Below are 16,391 nucleotides of genomic sequence, written 5' to 3'. Positions count from 1 at the left end.
CTGGCCCTCTCCCGGTGTTTCCAAGTGCTCCGCGCGCGCTACGCGGACAGGATGCCTGCCGCCTGGTCGAAGAACTCGCCGAGCTGCGCCTTGATGGACTTCTTGCCGAAGGCGACGGCGAGGTTGGACTGGAACAGCAGGTCCCAGACCTGGTCGGCGCCCTGCGGCGGCGGCACCGGGTTGGGCAGCGCGTTGGTCGCCTTCGCGACGCGCTGGGAGATGTAGTCGGCGTTCGCCATGTTCAGCTTGTCCGTCTCGGTCAGGCCCGCCGAGATCAGGTTGCGGGCCTTCTCCGTCGGCGGGATGCCGCGCAGCAGCTGGAAGTCCTTGATCGCGGAGTCGTCCTGCGCGATGAACGTGATGATCTTGACGGAGTCGGCGATCCGCTTGCTCTTCGCCGTGGCGCTCAGCAGCACACCGCCGTTGACGAAGTTGCCCTCGCGGGCACCGGACCAGTCGCCCTGCGGGGTCGGCAGGAAGTCCAGCTGGGCGTCGGTGATCGAGCCGCCCGCGCCGTAGACGCCGGAGTCGAAGGTGAACAGCGCCTTGCCGATGACGACCGCGTTCTTGGTGAGGTCGTTGTGCGCGGCCGAGGTGAGCGCGGGCGGACCGGAGGCGTTGGTCTTGCGCATCTCGGCCCAGTACTCCCACCACTCCTGGAGGGTGTCGGCGGTGAAGCCGACCTTCTTGCCGTCGTCGGAGAAGAAGGTCTGGCCCTTCTCCCGTGCGAAGACCTCGAAGCACTGGAGGGTGGAGCCGCCGCCGTCGTCGACGCCGTAGATCTTGCCGCCGCTCTTCTTGTGGACCTGCTGGGAGATCGACTTCAGGTCGGCCCAGGTCCACTCGCGGTCCGGCAGCTTCAGGCCGAGCTTCTCCAGGCCGCTGCGGTTGACGGTGAGCTGGTTGACGCCGATGCCGGACGGGACGCCGTACAGCTTGCCGTCGACGGTGCCGTTCGCCAGCAGCGTCTTGGAGAACCCGGTCAGGTCGAGGGACTTGCCGACGTACTCGTCGAGCGGTGCGAGGACTCCCTTGCGGGCGTACTGGGCGACCAGCGCGGTGTCCATCTGCATCAGGTCGGGGGCACTGCCGCCGGCGACGTTGGTGTTGAACTTGTCGAAGTACCCGTCGTAACCCTGGTAGGTCTCCTGGATCTTGATCTTCGGGTTGGCCTTCTGGAACGTCGCGAGCGCCTTCTTGTAGGCCGCGTGACGGTCGTCGCTGCCCCACCAGGTCATGGTCAGCTTGCTGCTGGTGCTGCCGGCTCCGGTGCCGCCGGAACAGGCGGCGAGCGAGCTGCCGAGCGCGCCGGCGACGGCAAGTCCGCCTGCGGTACGGAAGAGGGTTCTGCGTGAGAGCTGGTGACCCACCGGGTCCTCCCTGGATGTGCGTGACGGATTTCCGGGCCGGTCGCTGCGGCACGGGTGCATGGAGCTTGGATGCGTGCTCTCCGGAGGCGCGGCCTCGCCCGGCCGCGGCGTCCCTGCGGGTGCGCTCCCCGGCCTGCGGGCCGTCACCGTACGAGCACGCCCTCGTGCGGCTGCCGTACATCTTCGTGTACGGGCGGGACGCTCACCCCAAGCCGGTGTCCCGACCGACTTAGAAAGCGCTTGTCCGGACATTGGCAGACCGAGTCGGAGGCCGTCAATCCTTAGCCCGCGCGGCATCGGTCACGGTTTGGACTCCCCGGGCGACGGCCAGGCGTGCGGCGCCCGCGACGGTGCCCGAATCCCCGACCGTGCTGCTGACCACCTCGGTGGGCCAGCTCAGCCGGGCCAGCTCGGCCCGCACACCGGGCAGGAGCTGGGGATCCGCGCCGGTGCTGCCCCCCAGCACGATCAGGCCGGGATCCAGCACGGCGGTCACCGCGGCGGCGAGGCGGCCCACGTCCACGGCGTGGCGGTCGACGACTGCGCGGGCCGCGGGCCTGCCCTGCCCCGCGAGGACGAAGAGCCGTTCGGTGGTGCGCGGGCACGGCCCGTCGGAGGCCTGCCAGGCCGTGCTCGCCCGGCGCAGGAGGGAGCGGGCCCCGATGTACTCCTCCAGGGCCTCCTGACGCGGCTCGCGGCCGTCGTCCCAGGGGTAGGGCAGCCGCGCCAGCTCTCCGGCGGCGCCGTTCGCCCCGCGCAGCACCTGGCCGCCGACGACGATGCCGAGGCCGATGCCCACGCCGATCCGCAGGTAGCCGAAGGTGTGGCGGCCACGGGCGGCGCCCTCGTGGAGCTCCGCGAGGGCGGCGCAGTTGACGTTGTTCTCCAGGTGGACGGGGACGCCGGGGGGCAGAGCGACGGCCATGGCGTCGAAGACCGGTCCGGCCTTGGCGGTGGCGGGGCGCATGCCGCTGCCCTGCCGGTCGCGCGCGAGGACGTCGCCCACGGCGACCACGATGGAGCGCAGCGGGACGCCGGCGGGCAGCGCGGCCAGCGCCTCGCGCACGGCGTCGGCGGCGTCCTGGCGGGAGGCGGTGGCCTCGGCGAGCAGGGCCCCGTCCAGGGCGCAGCCCCTGACCCGGGTGAGGGCCGGGCCGAGGTCGACGGCCAGCACGGCGCCGGCGGCCGGTCCCAGGCAGTAGACGGCGGCGGAGCGGCCGGTGCCGCTGGAGGCGGTGCCGGAGTGCGTGGCGAGCCGGGCGCCCTCCAGCTCGGCCACGGCGGAGGACACCGTGGGCTTGGACAGCCCCGCCAGGCTCGCGAGCTGCGGCCGGGTCGCGCTCCCCGCCTGGGCCAGCACGGCGAACACGGCGCTCGCGCTCTCGGTCAGGCGGGGGGCTTCAACCACGTCGAGTTCCACAGATTCCCCCACACGGGTACAGGGCCGCGCGCCCGGTCGACGGTCTCGGCGGGCTGCCGGCGATGGGATGCACCGACGTCGCGCGTTCCCGCTCCGCGGCGGCCGTCACAGGCTGCCCGGTGGTCGAGTGCGCGATTCCTCTTGACGCACTGTACTTCGTTAGTTAACTTCCTAACGAACTTCACGGTATACGCCTGCCGTGCTTCGTCAGAGGCCCGTCCCGGGGCTTCCCTAGTTCACCAGGTCACCACCAGGGTCACGGTTCGCCCGCCGTCGCAGCTTTCAGCGCATCGACGAAAGAGGATCCGTGCAGGACTCTCCCCCTCCGCGCCCCGTCGTGGTCGGCGTCGACGTGGGCGGCACCAAGACGCATCTGCGCGCAGTCGCGGGCGACGACGTCGTGGCCGACCACGTCCGCGCCACCAGCGGCTGGCGGCCGCACGACCCCGACGACGCCGCGCGCCGGCTGGCCGGCCTCGTCCACGAGGCGCTGCCCGCCGGCGCGTACCCGTCCGCGCTCGCCGTGGGAGCGCACGCCTGTGAGACCCCCCTGCAGTGCGCGCGGATCCGGGTCGCGCTGCAGGAACTGCTCGGCGTCCCCGCGCATGTCGTGGGCGACGCCGAGTTGCTCGTTCCGGCCGCAGGGCTGGACAAGGGCGTCGGCCTCGTGGCCGGCACCGGTTCGGTGGCCGTGGGCCGGCTGTCCGACGGCACCGTCGTCCAGGTGGGCGGCTGGGGCGCGGTCCTCGGCGACGAGGGCGGCGCGGCCGGTATGGTCCGCGAGGCGGCCCGGGCGGTGTGGGCCGCTCATGACCGGGGCGAGGAACCCGACGCCCTCGCGGCCGGCCTGATCGCCTCCCTCGGCGTGGCCGAGGTCCCGGCGCTCGGCGCGGCCCTGGAGAGCGCCACGGACGTCTCCGCGGAGTGGGGGCGGCACGCCCCCGTCGTCTTCGCGGCCGCGGCCGCCGGCTCCGCGCTCGCCGCGACCGTGATCACCGAGGCCGCCGCGGCCCTGGCCGCGCTCGTCGTCCGGCTCGCCGCGCGCGGGGTACCGGTCGACGACGTGGTGGTGGCCGGCGGCACCGTGCTCGGCCGGCCCGAGCTGTACGAGGCGTTCACCGCCGCGCTCGAGACGGCCGTGCCGGGAGCGCGGCCGCGGCCGCTGACCGTGGCGCCGGTCGAGGGAGCGGTGGCGCTGGCGCGTTCGCTTCTGTGAGCCGCCGACCCCACGTTCACCTCCGCGCCACGCACCGGTCGCCGGACCATCGCGGACCGGACACAGCCCGGCCGTAGATCTTCGCTCAGACACGTCGTCCGGCTCACAAGTCGTCAAAAGGCCCACGAGCCGCACATGTTCGCACCTCTTCCCTCTGGCCCCACGGCCGAAGAACTCATGAGAGGCACACCCATGCCGTCATCCGCCGGGCTCTCCTCCCCCTCGGCAGTGAACCGCAGGCGCTTTCTGAAGGCGTCGTTCGGAGGGTCGGCGGCCCTGGTCGCCGCCCCGACGCTGGTCTCGTGGCTGGGCGCCGCCGACGCCAAGGCCGCCACCGCGGCGCTCCCGTTCGTCGACGACTACAAGACGAACGTCCTGGCCAACCTCACACCCGAGACCAACGCCGTGGTGCGGGTGCTCGGGGGGTTCGCCCACGTGTGGAAGACCGGCTCGGCCTGGAACACCGGCGCCCCGCTGCGGCCGGAGACGCTCCGCGCGAACATGCGCTACTGCGCCGCGGTCACCCGGGCGCGCACGGAGGCGCAGGGCAAGGAGGCGTTCGTCTACGACCGCCAGCACCAGAGCTACGCGATGATCGGGGGCCTGGGCCCCCTGGCGGACCTGTACCGGGCCGGCGCCAAGGCGGTCACCTCGATCACGAGCGCGCCGGACACCACGCCCGCCACCAAGATCGACGACGCCGTGCCCGTCGGCGCGCCCGCCGGCTCCGCGCTCGGCGCCGGCTCGTACGACTCCGACCTCGGCCAGGTCGCCAGGCTGGTGGACACCGTGCGCGGCCCGTACGCCTCGGGCAACCCGGGCAAGTACGCCTTCCAGTACCCGCGGCCGTGGCGCATGAACGAGGACAGCCAGGTCGTCGACACCGGCAGGACCGACGCGCTCGGCTACCCGGTCTACGACTCCGGGGTCGTCGTCGTCCCGCAGCTGCTGCGCCAGCGCAGCACCTCCCCCACGGACGACGGCGGCTTCCCGAGCGGCCACACCAACGCCTTCCACCTGGCCTCGCTGGCGTACGCGTACGCCGTCCCCGAGCGGTTCCAGGAGCTGGTGACCCGCGCGCTGGAACTCAGCCACACCCGGATCGTCTCCGGCATGCACTCCACCGTCGACGTCATCGGCGGCCGCGTCATGGCCACCGCGCTCGCCGCCGCCACGCTCGCCGACCCGGCCAACGCCGAGCTCAAGGCGGCCGCCCGGGCCCAGGCTCTGGCCTACTTCACCGAGAAGACCGGCACGACCGCCGACACCCTGTTCGCCCACGCGCACTCCGACGCCTCCGACAGGTACGCCGACCGGGAGGCCAACGCCCGCGCCGTCGCGCCGCGGCTGACGTACGTCCTCACCCGGCAGGGGCGCGAGGAGCCCCTGACCGTGCCCAAGGGCGCCGAGGTGCTGCTGGAGACCCGGCAGCCGTACCTGACCGCGGCCCAGCGCCGTGAGGTGCTGCGCACGACCGCGCTGCCGTCCGGGTACGTGCTGCTGGACGGCTTCGAGCAGTGGGGCCGGCTCAACCTGTTCGCGGCGGCGGACGGTTACGGCGCCTTCGACTGCGACGTCACGGTCACCCTGGACGCGACGAAGCACGGCTTCCACGCGGCCGACGCCTGGCGCAACGACATCGACGGCGCGGGCGGCCTGACCAAGCGCGGCTCCGGCACGCTCACCCTGACCGGCCACAACCGCTACCGCGGCGGCACCGTGGTGGAGCAGGGCGTGGTCGTCGCCGGGCACGCGAACGCCCTCGGCCAGGGCGATGTGCGGCTGACCGGCGGAACGCTGCGCGCGGGCGCGCCGGTGCGGGTGCGCGGCGCGTGGACCCAGGGCTCCGGCGCGGCGCTGGATCTGACGCTGCGCGCACACCACGGGCCCGCCCTCACGGTGTCCGGGCGGGTCCGGCTCGGGCGGGGCTCGGTGCTGTCGCTGCGCCTCGACGCCGAGCGGCCGCCGGCCGCGGGGACGGTCGTCCCGGTGATCGACGCCTCGTCGCTGCGCGGTCGGTTCGACCGTGTCGCGCTGAACTCCGACCGCCTGCGGGCCGTACCCGTGTACACGGCAGACGGTCTGTCGGTACGACTCCTGAAGCGGTAACGCCCCGCGTGGCGGGAGCCGGTGCGCAGCGGGCCCGGGCGGCCCGTGCGGATCGCTCCCGCCGCCGCCCGACGGTGTGACCGCGGGGTGGACGATGGCGCGCGAACCGGACCCGGTCCTGGAGAACACCCCTGCCGCGGGGGCGGCGCGGCCCGCCCCGCCGGCCCGCCGACGCCTGCTCGTGCCGCTCCTGGCGGTCGTCCTGCTCGTCCAGATGGCCGTCGCGATGGTCACCGCCGCGGTGCAGCAGACCCCGACCATCGACGAGCCGGTGTACGTCGCCACGGCGGCCGAGTACCTGCACGAGCACCGCGTGCGCCACAACCCGGAGCACCCGCCGCTGGGCAAGCTGGTGATCGCCGTCGGCGTGGCCTTCGCCCACCCGCACGTCGACGCCCCGTTCGCGGGCGCCCAGGAGGACGCGGGCCGGCATCTGCTGTACGGCTCCGGCAACGACCCCTGGCGGCTGATGCTGTGGGCCAGGCTGCCGGTGATCGCGCTGACCCTGCTGTTCGGCCTGGTGGTGTTCGCGTTCGCGCGTGACCTGGCCGGCCCCGGACCCGCGCTGACGGCGCTCGCCCTGTACGCCCTGTGCCCCGACCTCGTCGCGCACGGCTCGCTGGCGACACTGGACGTGTCCGCGGCGGGCTTCGTGCTGACGTCGGCGTGGCTGCTGTGGCGGGCTCGCCGGCAAGCGCCGCGTCTGTACCTGCCGTTGGCCGGGGCCGCGCTGGGCGCGGCGCTCGCCACCCGGATGAGCACGCTGCCCGCGGTCCCCGTGGTGATGGGGCTGGCGGCGCTGTCGGTGTGGTCGCGGCGTCCCCGACAGGTGCGGAAGGCCCTGCTGGGGGCGGGGGTGGTGGCGGTGGTCGCGGTCACCGTCGTCTGGGCGGCGTATCTCGTGGTGGATCCGCGGCTGCGCTGGGACCCGCGGTCGGTGCACGTGCCCGTGGTGCACGGTCTGCGCGGGCTCCTCGTCCGGGCGCTGCCCTTCCCGGAGGCGTACCGGGACGGCATGCGGATCCAGTTCGGCCTGGAGAACCAGGACTGGCAGGGCTTCCTGTTCGGGCACGAGTACGCCGGGGCGCGGTGGTACTACCTGCCGGTCGCACTGGTCGTGAAGACCCCGCTGGGGATGCTCGCCCTGTGGGCGGCCGGGACGGTCGCGCTGCTCGTCGCGCCCCGGCTGCGGCCCGCGGCGCCCTACGTGCTCGTCCCGGCCGCCGTTCTGCTGGCCTCCGCCATGACCGGGGCCCGGGACCTGGGCACCCGGTACGCCGTCTTCCTGCCGATGTTCCTCGCGGTGGCCGCGGGCTGTCTGCCGGCCGCGCGGCGGCGGCGGAAGACGCCGGTGATCGCGGCGGTGCTGGTCGCGTTCGTCGCCGTCAGCTCGCTGCGGACGTTCCCCTACTACCTGCCCTACTCCAACGAGGCCTTCGGCGGGACGGCGAAGACGCATCTGCGGCTGCACGACTCGAACGTGGACTGGGGCCAGGACCTGGGACGACTGGCGGACCGGCTGCACGGCCGGTACCCGGGCGAACCGGTGTGGCTCGTCTACAAGGGCAGCGGGGTGCCCGCCTACTACGGCATCGAGGCCCGCGATCCACGGCGGGTGCCCGCGCGGAAGGTGCACGGACTGCTGGTCGTGTCGGACTCCGCCGCGGCCAAGGCGACGGGCCGACTGGCGGCGCTGCTGCGCTCCAGCCGGCCGGTCGACGAGGTCGGGCACTCGATCACCCTGTACCGGCGGTAAGCCACGATCACCGGGGGTGTCGAGGGGTGTCCGCGCCCGCCCTGTCCGGCCCGGTCCCTGAGCTATGTTGAGCTTCGTGGAAGACAAAGGAGGCGCACCGGTGCCATCGCCGCAGCAGGCACGCGCACAGGCATCCGCGATCACCTCGGGCAGGACCGGGCCGGAGACGGAGGCGTCGCCGACCTCACGGCTCAGGGCGCTCTTCGACGGGCCCCAGCTGTCCCCGGGGCAACGGCGCATCGCCCAGTATCTGATCGAGCACATCACCGAGGCGGCGTTCCTGTCGATCACCGACCTCGCGGACCGGGTCGGCGTCAGCCAGCCCTCGGTGACCCGGTTCGCCGCGGCGGTGGGCTTCAGCGGGTATCCCGCCCTGCGGGAGAAGCTCCAGTCCATCGCGCTGGGCGCCCTGGCCGGCGGCCCGGCGGCGGCGGAGGTGAACCGCAGCAACGAACTGCAGGCGGCCGTCGACGCGGAGATCGAGAACCTGGAGAACCTGCGGCGCGACTTCGCCGACCCGGACCATGTCATCGACATCGGGCGGCGGCTCTCCCAGTCGGCCCCGCTGACCGTCCTGGGGCTGCGCATCTCCGCCTCGCTCGCCGAGTACTTCGCCTACGCCGCCCGCCGGGTCCACCCGGACGTCCGGCTGGTGACCCGGGGCGGGAGCGTCGCCTACGACGCGCTGCTGCAGTCCCGGGAGGCGGGCGGGACCTGGGTGCTGGCGTTCTCGATGCCCCGGCACGCGCAGGAGACGCTGACCGCCGTGCGGGTCGCGCGCAGCGCCGGTCTGAAGGTCGCGCTGATCACCGACCTGGCGCTGGGGCCGGTGGCCGACGAGGCCGACGTCACCTTCGCCTCGGGCACCGGGTCCCGGCTGGTCTTCGACTCCTACGCGGCTCCCGGCGTGATGGCCGCGGCGCTGCTGCAGGCCATGACGGACGCGGGCCCCGAGCGCACCCAGGCGCGACTGGAGGAATACGAGCAGATCGCCGAGCAGCACCAGTTCTTCCTCAGGGAATGACCGGCCGAACCCTCGCCCGCCCTCTCCTCCCCCACCCCCTCGACGAAAAAGACCAAAGGGATCACTGCGGGCATTTCGCGCATGAATGTTTTCATACGTCTTGCAAAGGCGACGGCATATATAAATACTGCTCACGGCCGCACCCGCCCGCGAAGGGCTCCTGTACGGGCACCCGAAAGCCGCCGTCCCTACCCACGTCGGCGCCCAGGGTGTTCGGGGCATCGCTTGCGCGAGCGCCCGTGGCGGCCCCGGTCATCCCCTAGACCGGGGCCGCCCCGAACCGTCGGACCACCGTCACGACGCCACACACCCGGAAGCGATGATCATGACCCTGACGACGACGCGCATCAGCCCGGACTGGCCGTGCCAGGTCAAGACTCCCGGCAGCTACGACTGGGAGCGTTCGGCCGCCAAGTGGCTGCGCGAACTGGTGCCCGCGCGCTACGCGAGCTACCCCGCTCTGCTGCGCCATCCGGTACTGCTCGCCCGCCATGCGCAGATCCAGGTCCAGAACGAGGTCCGGGTGGCCCGCACCGCCCTGCAGACCGCCCGCGCCGACCTGCCCCGGCTCGGACTGCAGGAGTCGGTCATCGAACACACCATCAAGATGTACGCGGCCGAGGTGATGCAGTTGCAGCACATCGCCCGCAGCGTCCGCGCTGTCTCCCAGGCGCTGGCGGAGCAGAACGCAGGGCGCTGAGACACGGGGTCCGGTCCACCGCCGGGGGCGCATCGCTCCTGGCGGGGGCGTTGTCGCAAGACCCCGATCGAATCCACGTCCGTGTGCCATGCTCAAGGCGTGACGAGCGAACCCGCCCTGCCCGCGGAGTCCGGCGGGGTGCCCGACATGGCCGCGCTGACCCGGGTGGTGGCACGACAGCGCGCGGAGATGGACCGACTGCAGGAGCTGGCGGCCACCTCGGCCGTGCTGGAGCGGGCCAAGGGTGCGCTGATGGCGCAGCGCGGCTGCTCGCCGGAGGCCGCGCAGGAGGAGCTGCAGCAGCGGGCGGCGTCCGGGCGGCGGACGCTGCTGGAGGAGTGCTGGATCACCCTCGGCGCCCTCGCCTCCGCACCCCACGACGAACCGCCGCCCGCTCCCACCGGCGCCACCGGGCCGGACACCGTGCCGGCCTCCCTCGCCGACGAGATCGACGCCGCCGCCCTGGGCCGTCTGAGCCGGGCCCTGGTCCGGGTCGGCACCCCGCACGACCTGGCCCGCCTGCTGCTGGACCAGCTCGCCGCGGACATGGGCGCCGACGCCGTCATGATCTACGCACGCACACCCGGCGGCGGACTGACCCTCCTCGGCCACGCCGGCATCGACGACACCCTGGCCGACCAGTGGAGCCGGGTGCCCCCGATGAGCGGGATCGCCGCGCTGGACGCCCTGCGCGCCGACCAGCCGCGCTGGCTGGAGACCCCGGAGAAGGACGCCGAGCACTACCTGCTGATCGGGGATCCGCCGCAGCGCTGGCAGTCGCGAGCCTGGCTGCCGTTGACGACCGCCGAGCCGGCCGACGTCGCGCTGGGGGTCCTGTGCCGGCGCGAGGGCGCCTTCACCCCCCGGATCCGGGAACACCTGCTGGCCGTCGCCCAGCTGTGCACGGGCCCGCTGCGCGTCTTCGGCACCCGCAGGACGACCACCCCCGGGGCCGCCGCCGACGCCGTGCAGACGGTGTTCGACCGGCTGCCGGTCGCCGCCGTGCTGCTCGCCCCGCTGGGCTCCGGGGCGGGGCACGTGGAGGACTTCCGCGTCGACGCCGCGACCGGCATGGCCTCCGACGCCCTCGGCCGCAGCGGACGTGACCTGGTCGGCCTGCGCTTCCTGGAGTGCTGGCCGGAGATCGCCGAAGAGCCGCTGTGGCGCGGGCTCCTGCGGGCGCTGAGCGGCGAAGAGCCCTACGAGAGCGAGCCGTTCGCCCGCCATCAGCTGGTGGCCGGGTTCAGCGAACTGGCCACGTACACGGCGCGCGCGACGCGACTGGGCGACGGCCTGGTCGTCAGCTGGGTCCGCCACGACCCCTCCGACCGGCAGGAACAGCGGCTGGCGGACGTCCAACGGCTGGGCAAGCTCGGCTGGGCGACGTGGAACCTGGTCACCGGCGAGGCGAACTGGTCCTCCCAGGTGTTCGCCATCTTCGAGCGCGATCCCGCCCGGGGCGTCGTCCCGCTGCACGGCCTCCCCCGCCTCGGCCTGCCCGAGGACGTGCCGGTGCTGGCCCGCGCCGTCGGCGAGCTGGTGCGCCACGGGCGGCCCTGCGACGTGCCGTTCCGCATCGTCACCCGTGAGGGCGTCCGGCATCTGCGGATGGTCGCCGAGGCCGTGCCGGACGCGCACGGCGAGCCCGTCGAGGTGCACGGCTTCGTCCAGGACCTCACCGCGCAGCGCAGCGCCGAACTCGCCCTCGTCGCCAGCGAGCGGGCGATGCTCACCCAGCACGGGGTGCTCCAGGCCGAACGCACCGTCGCCGCACGGCTGCAGGACGCGCTGCTGCCCCTGCCGAAGCAGCCCGTCGAGCTGGCCGGACTGCGGGTGGACATCGCCTATCTGCCCGCGCAGGCCGGCCTCAACGTCGGCGGCGACTGGTTCAGCGCCATCGAACTGCCCGACGGCGACGCACTGTTCGTGGTGGGCGACGTGGCCGGGCACGGCATGGGCGCCGTCGCCGCGATGGCCCTGCTGCGCTTCACCGCCAAGGGCATGATCATCACGGGCTCCTCGCTGACCGGCGCACTCTCCCGGCTCAACGCCCTGCTGCTGCACTCCCGCGACCCGCACGGCTCGGCGACCATGGTCCTGGCCCGCTACAGCCGGCGCGAGCACCGGCTGGTGTGGGCGCAGGCCGGGCATCCACCGCCGCTGCTGGTGCGCGGCGGCCGGGCGCGCTACCTCGACCGCCCCTACGGGATGCTGCTCGGCGCGACCGACACGCCCCGCTACGAGGAGGCGCAGGTCGACCTGGAACCCGGCGACCGTCTGCTCCTCTACACCGACGGTCTGGTCGAACGGCCTGCCGAGAGCATCGACCGGGGCCTGGAACGGCTCGCCGGGGTCGCCGCGCTGCGCGACGGGGCGGGCCCGGCCCCGCTGGAGCGGCTGCTCGGCGCGCTGCTGGACCCCGAGGGCCGCGACGACGTCTGCGTCTGCGACATCCAGGTCCCCTTCGACGGCGAGCGCTAGCGGCGCCCACGCGCCGCGGGGCCTCCCGTGCGCCGGGCCTCCGCGGTCATCCGGCGCCCGAGGCGGTGCGGGACTCCAGATCACGGCGGGTGTCGTCGCCGTAGACGCCGGTCTCGTCGCCCCGGATGCCGTACCAGAGCTGGAAACGGGCCACGGCCTCGGTGAGGACGGTGTCGTAACGGCCGTCGGTGGAGCCGCCCTCGTACACGTTCGGGATGCGCAGCAGCCGCTGCTGGAGATCGGTCACCTCGGGTCCGCTGTCCCCCTCACGCAGGGTGCCGGCTCCGTCCGGGTCGGCCGAGGCGCTCGCGGAGGCGGGCGGCGCGGCGGGCGGCGTCGCCGGGGCCGTCTGTGCCGCGGCCTCGCCGCCCCGGCCCGGCAGCAGGAGCGCGCAGGCGAAGCCGACGAGGGCCGCCGCGCACACGCCCACCGCGATGGCGCCGCGACGCAGGCCCGCACCGGAGTCGTCGCGGGCCCGGGCGCGGGCCCGCGTGCCGTCCGGCGTCGGCGCGGGCACGGGGCGCCGCCCCACCGCACGTCTTCCGCTGCCGTGGCGCCCGTCGCCGCCGGGCAGCGGCCGGGGGCCGCCGCGCTCGCTCGCCCAGTCCCGGCCGCCGCGCGGCGTCGCCAGGGTCGCCGTGCGGGGACCCACCGGCGGAAGCTCCTCGGTCTCCCCCTCGACCGCGACCGGCTCGGGCGGCAGCGGGATCGCCTCGTAGGCGCCGGCGTCATGGGTCAGTTCGGTCATCTCGCGGAACAGCTCCGCGAGGGCGTCGGTGTTGCGCGGTCGCAGGACCCGGATGGGTTCCAGGACCGGGCGTTCGTGCGGCTGTCCGGGTTCCTCCGGTGTCGGCACGCTCGTCTCCCTCCCGTTGGTCCCCCAAGGGAGATACGGGCGTGCGGGCGGCGGGGTTCACCCGTCGAGGAAGCGGCGCAGCGAGCGGATCACGGCGGCGACGAAGGCGTCCCGCCCGGCGTCGTCGAGGGCGTCCAGGGACAGGTACGGGTTGAGGTCCTCCAGCTCCACCAGCAGCAGTTCGCCGTCGGGGGCACGGCAGGCGTCGACGCGCTGGATGCCGTGCGCGAGGTCGTTCCAGTCGATGAAGCGACGGGCGAACTCCAGGTCGCGCACGGTGGGCGCGTACGGTTCGAGCTGCCAGCGGCGGTCCGGGTGCGGGGCGTACAGGGCGTACTGGAAGTCGTGGTCGACGAAGACGAAGGAGACCTCGTAGGCGAAGTCGACGCACGGCTGGACGAGCGTGGAGCCGTCGGCCAGACCGGGGAGGGCGTCGGGGCCGACGACGCGCAGGCCCAGGGAGTCGGCGCCGAGCCTGGGCTTGACGACGTACCGCTCGGCCGCGGGCAGCAGATGCAGGTCCTCGGGGCGGCCGACGGTGGGGATCACCGGGAAGCCCTCGGCGCTCAGGTCGAGGAGGTACTGCTTGCCGAGCATGTCGGCGCGGCCGGTGAGCGGGTTGTAGACGCGCACGCCGTCGCGGAGCGCCCGCTCCCGGAAGGCGTCGTACTCCTTCCGGTACCCGAGGACCGGACCGCTGTTGCGGACGACGACGCCGTCGAAGGCGTCCATCAGCGCGGTCGCGTCCAGCGGGTGGCACAGCGCCAGGTCGAACTCCGCGCGCAGCCGGGAGGAGAGGAGCACGTCCTCGTCGCCGTAGCGGCGCCCACGCGCCGGATATGCCAGGTCGGTGACGTAGAGGAGACGGGGGCGTGCGGCGGACATGCGGGTCTCCCGGTGGGCTGCGAAGCGGTGCGGAAAGGTTACGCCAGACGAGGCCGCCCTTCGGGGGCGGGGACGGGCAGACGGGACGGCAGGGGCGGGGACGACGTGAGGCGGGCCAGGTCGAGGCTGAGGTGAGTGGGACTTGCGGGCGGGGACGGCCGGGGGGCGACAGCGCCGGGCGGCCGGGGCGGACGCGTCGGCCCGGGCCGACGGGACTCGTGGGCCGGGGTGGTCGGGCGGGTCGTACGATGAAAGGACCGTCGTCTTCTCCCGAAGGGCTCGTCGACTCCCGTGACCACCGCAACACTTCTCGACGGCAAGGCCGCCGCGGCCGACATCAAGAGCGAACTCGCCCTCCGCGTACAGGCGTTGAAGGAGCGCGGCATCACCCCGGGGCTGGGCACGATCCTGGTCGGCGACGACGCGGGCAGCCGTTCCTACGTCGGCGGCAAGCACCGCGACTGCGCGCAGGTCGGCATCGCCTCGATCCGGGTCGAACTGCCCGCCGACGCCTCCCAGGCCGACGTCGAGGCCGCCGTGCTGCGCCTGAACGCCGACCCCGCGTGCACCGGCTTCATCGTGCAGCTCCCGCTGCCCGCCCACATCGACACCCACGCCGTGCTGGAGCTGATCGACCCGGTCAAGGACGCCGACGGTCTGCACCCGACGAACCTGGGCCGCCTGGTGCTGGGCATCCCCGGGCCGCTGCCCTGCACCCCGCGCGGCATCATCGACCTGCTGCGTCGCAACCACGTGGAGATCACGGGGCAGCAGTTCTGCGTCATCGGCTGCGGCGTCACCGTGGGCCGGCCGCTCGGGCTGATGCTGACCCGCAGCACCGAGCACGCCACGGTCACCCTGTGCCACGAAGCCACCCAGGACACGGCCGCGCACGCCCGGGAGGCGGACGTGGTGGTGGCCGCGGCCGGAGTGGCGCACCTGGTCAGGCCCGACTGGATCAAGCCGGGCGCGACGGTGCTGTCCGTGGGTCTGACGCGCACGGTCGAGGGCATCCTCGGCGACGTGCACCCGGACGTGAGCGATGTCGCCGGGTCCTTCGCGCCGCCGATCGGCGGGGTCGGGCCGATGACGCGGGCGATGCTGCTGACCAACGTCGTGGAGGCGGCCGAGCGGATGTGACGCCGCGCCCCGTTGGGCACTCGGTCCCCTTCGGAGGGAACTGAGTGCCACGGCGCCGCTCAGGTGTTACGTTCCGTCCATGAGCGCCACTGACAAGGCGGAGGCCAAGCCGCCCATGCGGGACGCCCTGGTCGCGGCGGCCTTCCGGCTGTTCCTCGAGCGGGGCTACGAACAGACCACCGTCGACGACATCGTGGCGCTCGCGGGGGTGGGCCGGCGGTCGTTCTTCCGCTACTTCCCGTCCAAGGAGGACGTGGTCTTCCCCGACCACGAGCGGTGCCTGGCCGACATGACCGCGTTCCTCGCCGCGAGCGCGGCGGAGCACGAGCCGGTGCGGCGCGTCTGCGACGCCGCCCGGCTGGTCCTGCTGATGTACGCGGAGAACCCCTCCTTCTCCGTGCAGCGCTACCGGCTCACCAAGCAGGTGCCCGGGCTGCGCGCGTACGAGCTGTCGGTGGTCTGGCGCTACGAGCGCGCCCTCGCCGAGTACCTGCGGGGCCGCTTCACCGGCCGCCCCGACGGCGACCTCCACGCCGACGTGATCGCGGCCGCGGTGGTCGCCGCCCACAACAACGCGCTGCGCTCCTGGCTGCGTTCGGACGGACAGGGCGAGGCGACCGCGACCGTGGACCACGCGCTGGGCTACGTGCAGTCCGCGTTCGGCTCGGCCCCGCCGCCGCCCCTGGTCGAGCGGCCGGAGGACGTCGTCGTGGTCGTCTCCCGGCGCGGGGCGCCCCTGTGGCGCGTGGTGCAGGAGCTCGAGACGACCCTCGGGCGCGACTGACCACGTGATTCGCCCCTGAATCCTCCTCCACATTTAGGGGTACGCAGTGCCTTTACGCGTGGCACTGAGTGCCATACTCTGTGGGCGTGCACGGTGGCACGGTGAACCGGGCACGTGCGTGCACGGGTGAGCCGCGCACGTGGATTCCGGCCGAGTGCAGGGAGTTGACCCGCGTGTACCACCACTCAGGAAACGTCGTCCAGCAGGCCGCCGGCTCCGCGGCGGGCCTCCTCGACCGCGCGACCGCCGACGGCGACACGATCCTCTTCCAGCGTTGCACCTGGTGCGGCACCGCGATGTACCACCGGCTCCTGTGTCCGGTCTGCCAGGGCAGCGACCTGCGCACGGAGCGCAGCGAGGGCACCGGCACGGTGCGTCACGCCACCGTGGTCAACCGCAACACCCCCGCCGCGCGCAATGTGTCCCTCGTCGAGATGGCCGAGGGATTCGTCGTGCGCGGCCGGGTCATGGGCCCGCTCATCGGCATCCACAGCGGCGACCGCGTCCGCCTGTCCACCGTCAAGGACCCGGTGCGGGGCGAGCCCGTCTTCCAGCTCCTCGACGAGCCGTACCGCGCCTGGCACTGACCGGGCCCCACCGCGCCGGGGGCCGGAGGGCTGGTCGCCGCCGCGGCGGCCGTGGCCGCGCCC

The 16,391-nt window shown here is 73.7% G+C and carries 13 protein-coding genes; 9 read left to right on the top strand and 4 right to left on the bottom strand.

What is annotated here, in order from left to right:
* Window positions 1–38: 38 nt before the first annotated feature.
* Together ACZ7DE_RS10390 and ACZ7DE_RS10385 are read right to left on the bottom strand one after the other, a co-directional pair.
* The gene (locus tag ACZ7DE_RS10390) at window positions 39–1,370 is read right to left on the bottom strand and encodes an ABC transporter substrate-binding protein (protein ID WP_470759389.1); all 1,332 of its coding nucleotides are present in this window, start codon (window positions 1,368–1,370) and stop codon (window positions 39–41) included.
* Window positions 1,371–1,644: 274 nt separating this feature from the next.
* Window positions 1,645–2,778 carry an ROK family transcriptional regulator gene (locus tag ACZ7DE_RS10385; RefSeq protein WP_470759387.1) on the bottom strand — a complete coding sequence of 378 codons (1,134 nt, stop codon included), beginning with the start codon at window positions 2,776–2,778 and terminating at the stop codon, window positions 1,645–1,647.
* A 319-nt stretch (window positions 2,779–3,097) separates the two neighbouring features.
* Between ACZ7DE_RS10385 and ACZ7DE_RS10380 the strand changes: the two genes are divergently transcribed.
* The 6 genes from ACZ7DE_RS10380 to ACZ7DE_RS10355 all read left to right on the top strand — a co-directional run bounded on the left by ACZ7DE_RS10380 (window position 3,098) and on the right by ACZ7DE_RS10355 (window position 12,076).
* Window positions 3,098–4,006: a BadF/BadG/BcrA/BcrD ATPase family protein gene (locus tag ACZ7DE_RS10380; RefSeq protein WP_470759385.1), complete on the top strand. Its 909-nt coding sequence runs from the start codon at window positions 3,098–3,100 to the stop codon at window positions 4,004–4,006.
* 192 nt (window positions 4,007–4,198) lie between these two features.
* Window positions 4,199–6,115, top strand: a complete 1,917-nt coding sequence (locus ACZ7DE_RS10375) for a phosphatase PAP2 family protein (protein WP_470759383.1) — start codon at window positions 4,199–4,201, stop codon at window positions 6,113–6,115.
* 94 nt (window positions 6,116–6,209) lie between these two features.
* Window positions 6,210–7,871, top strand: coding sequence for a phospholipid carrier-dependent glycosyltransferase (locus tag ACZ7DE_RS10370; protein ID WP_470759381.1), 1,662 nt, complete (start codon window positions 6,210–6,212; stop codon window positions 7,869–7,871).
* Between the two features lie 100 nt (window positions 7,872–7,971).
* The gene (locus ACZ7DE_RS10365) at window positions 7,972–8,895 is read left to right on the top strand and encodes a MurR/RpiR family transcriptional regulator (protein WP_470759379.1); all 924 of its coding nucleotides are present in this window, start codon (window positions 7,972–7,974) and stop codon (window positions 8,893–8,895) included.
* Between the two features lie 319 nt (window positions 8,896–9,214).
* The gene (locus ACZ7DE_RS10360; RefSeq protein ID WP_470759377.1) at window positions 9,215–9,595 is read left to right on the top strand and encodes a hypothetical protein; all 381 of its coding nucleotides are present in this window, start codon (window positions 9,215–9,217) and stop codon (window positions 9,593–9,595) included.
* Between the two features lie 147 nt (window positions 9,596–9,742).
* Entirely contained in the window at window positions 9,743–12,076 is a 2,334-nt protein-coding gene (locus ACZ7DE_RS10355) for a SpoIIE family protein phosphatase (RefSeq protein ID WP_470760080.1), read from the top strand.
* Window positions 12,077–12,122: 46 nt separating this feature from the next.
* Here ACZ7DE_RS10355 and ACZ7DE_RS10350 read toward each other — a convergent pair whose 3' ends face one another.
* Window positions 12,123–12,932, bottom strand: coding sequence for a peptidoglycan-binding domain-containing protein (locus ACZ7DE_RS10350; protein ID WP_470759375.1), 810 nt, complete (start codon window positions 12,930–12,932; stop codon window positions 12,123–12,125).
* Between the two features lie 57 nt (window positions 12,933–12,989).
* Window positions 12,990–13,817: an ATP-grasp domain-containing protein gene (locus ACZ7DE_RS10345; protein ID WP_470759374.1), complete on the bottom strand. Its 828-nt coding sequence runs from the start codon at window positions 13,815–13,817 to the stop codon at window positions 12,990–12,992.
* Window positions 13,818–14,108: 291 nt separating this feature from the next.
* On the opposite strand from ACZ7DE_RS10345, the gene ACZ7DE_RS10340 reads away from it, so the two are divergent.
* The 3 genes from ACZ7DE_RS10340 (at window position 14,109) to ACZ7DE_RS10330 (ending at window position 16,328) form a co-directional block, all read left to right on the top strand.
* A complete protein-coding gene (locus ACZ7DE_RS10340; RefSeq protein WP_470759372.1) occupies window positions 14,109–14,957 on the top strand; it encodes a bifunctional methylenetetrahydrofolate dehydrogenase/methenyltetrahydrofolate cyclohydrolase in 849 nt (282 codons plus the stop codon).
* A 115-nt stretch (window positions 14,958–15,072) separates the two neighbouring features.
* Window positions 15,073–15,741 carry a TetR family transcriptional regulator gene (locus ACZ7DE_RS10335; protein WP_470760079.1) on the top strand — a complete coding sequence of 223 codons (669 nt, stop codon included), beginning with the start codon at window positions 15,073–15,075 and terminating at the stop codon, window positions 15,739–15,741.
* A gap of 173 nt (window positions 15,742–15,914) precedes the next feature.
* Window positions 15,915–16,328 carry a Zn-ribbon domain-containing OB-fold protein gene (locus ACZ7DE_RS10330; RefSeq protein WP_470759370.1) on the top strand — a complete coding sequence of 138 codons (414 nt, stop codon included), beginning with the start codon at window positions 15,915–15,917 and terminating at the stop codon, window positions 16,326–16,328.
* The last annotated feature ends 63 nt before the right edge of the window (window positions 16,329–16,391 follow it).

The sequence above is a fragment of the Streptomyces sp. NPDC037083 genome, assembly GCF_055606485.1.
This window is presented reverse-complemented; position numbering and strand designations above follow the sequence as displayed.

Excerpts from the sequence above, each read along its gene's own strand:
- ACZ7DE_RS10360 (WP_470759377.1), top strand. The coding sequence starts at position 9,215 with ATGATCATGACCCTGACGACGACGCGCATCAGCCCGGACTGGCCGTGC.
- ACZ7DE_RS10355 (WP_470760080.1), top strand. The coding sequence starts at position 9,743 with ATGGCCGCGCTGACCCGGGTGGTGGCACGACAGCGCGCGGAGATGGAC.
- ACZ7DE_RS10370 (WP_470759381.1), top strand. The coding sequence starts at position 6,210 with ATGGCGCGCGAACCGGACCCGGTCCTGGAGAACACCCCTGCCGCGGGG.
- ACZ7DE_RS10375 (WP_470759383.1), top strand. The coding sequence starts at position 4,199 with ATGCCGTCATCCGCCGGGCTCTCCTCCCCCTCGGCAGTGAACCGCAGG.
- ACZ7DE_RS10345 (WP_470759374.1), bottom strand. The coding sequence starts at position 13,817 with ATGTCCGCCGCACGCCCCCGTCTCCTCTACGTCACCGACCTGGCATAT.
- ACZ7DE_RS10335 (WP_470760079.1), top strand. The coding sequence starts at position 15,073 with ATGCGGGACGCCCTGGTCGCGGCGGCCTTCCGGCTGTTCCTCGAGCGG.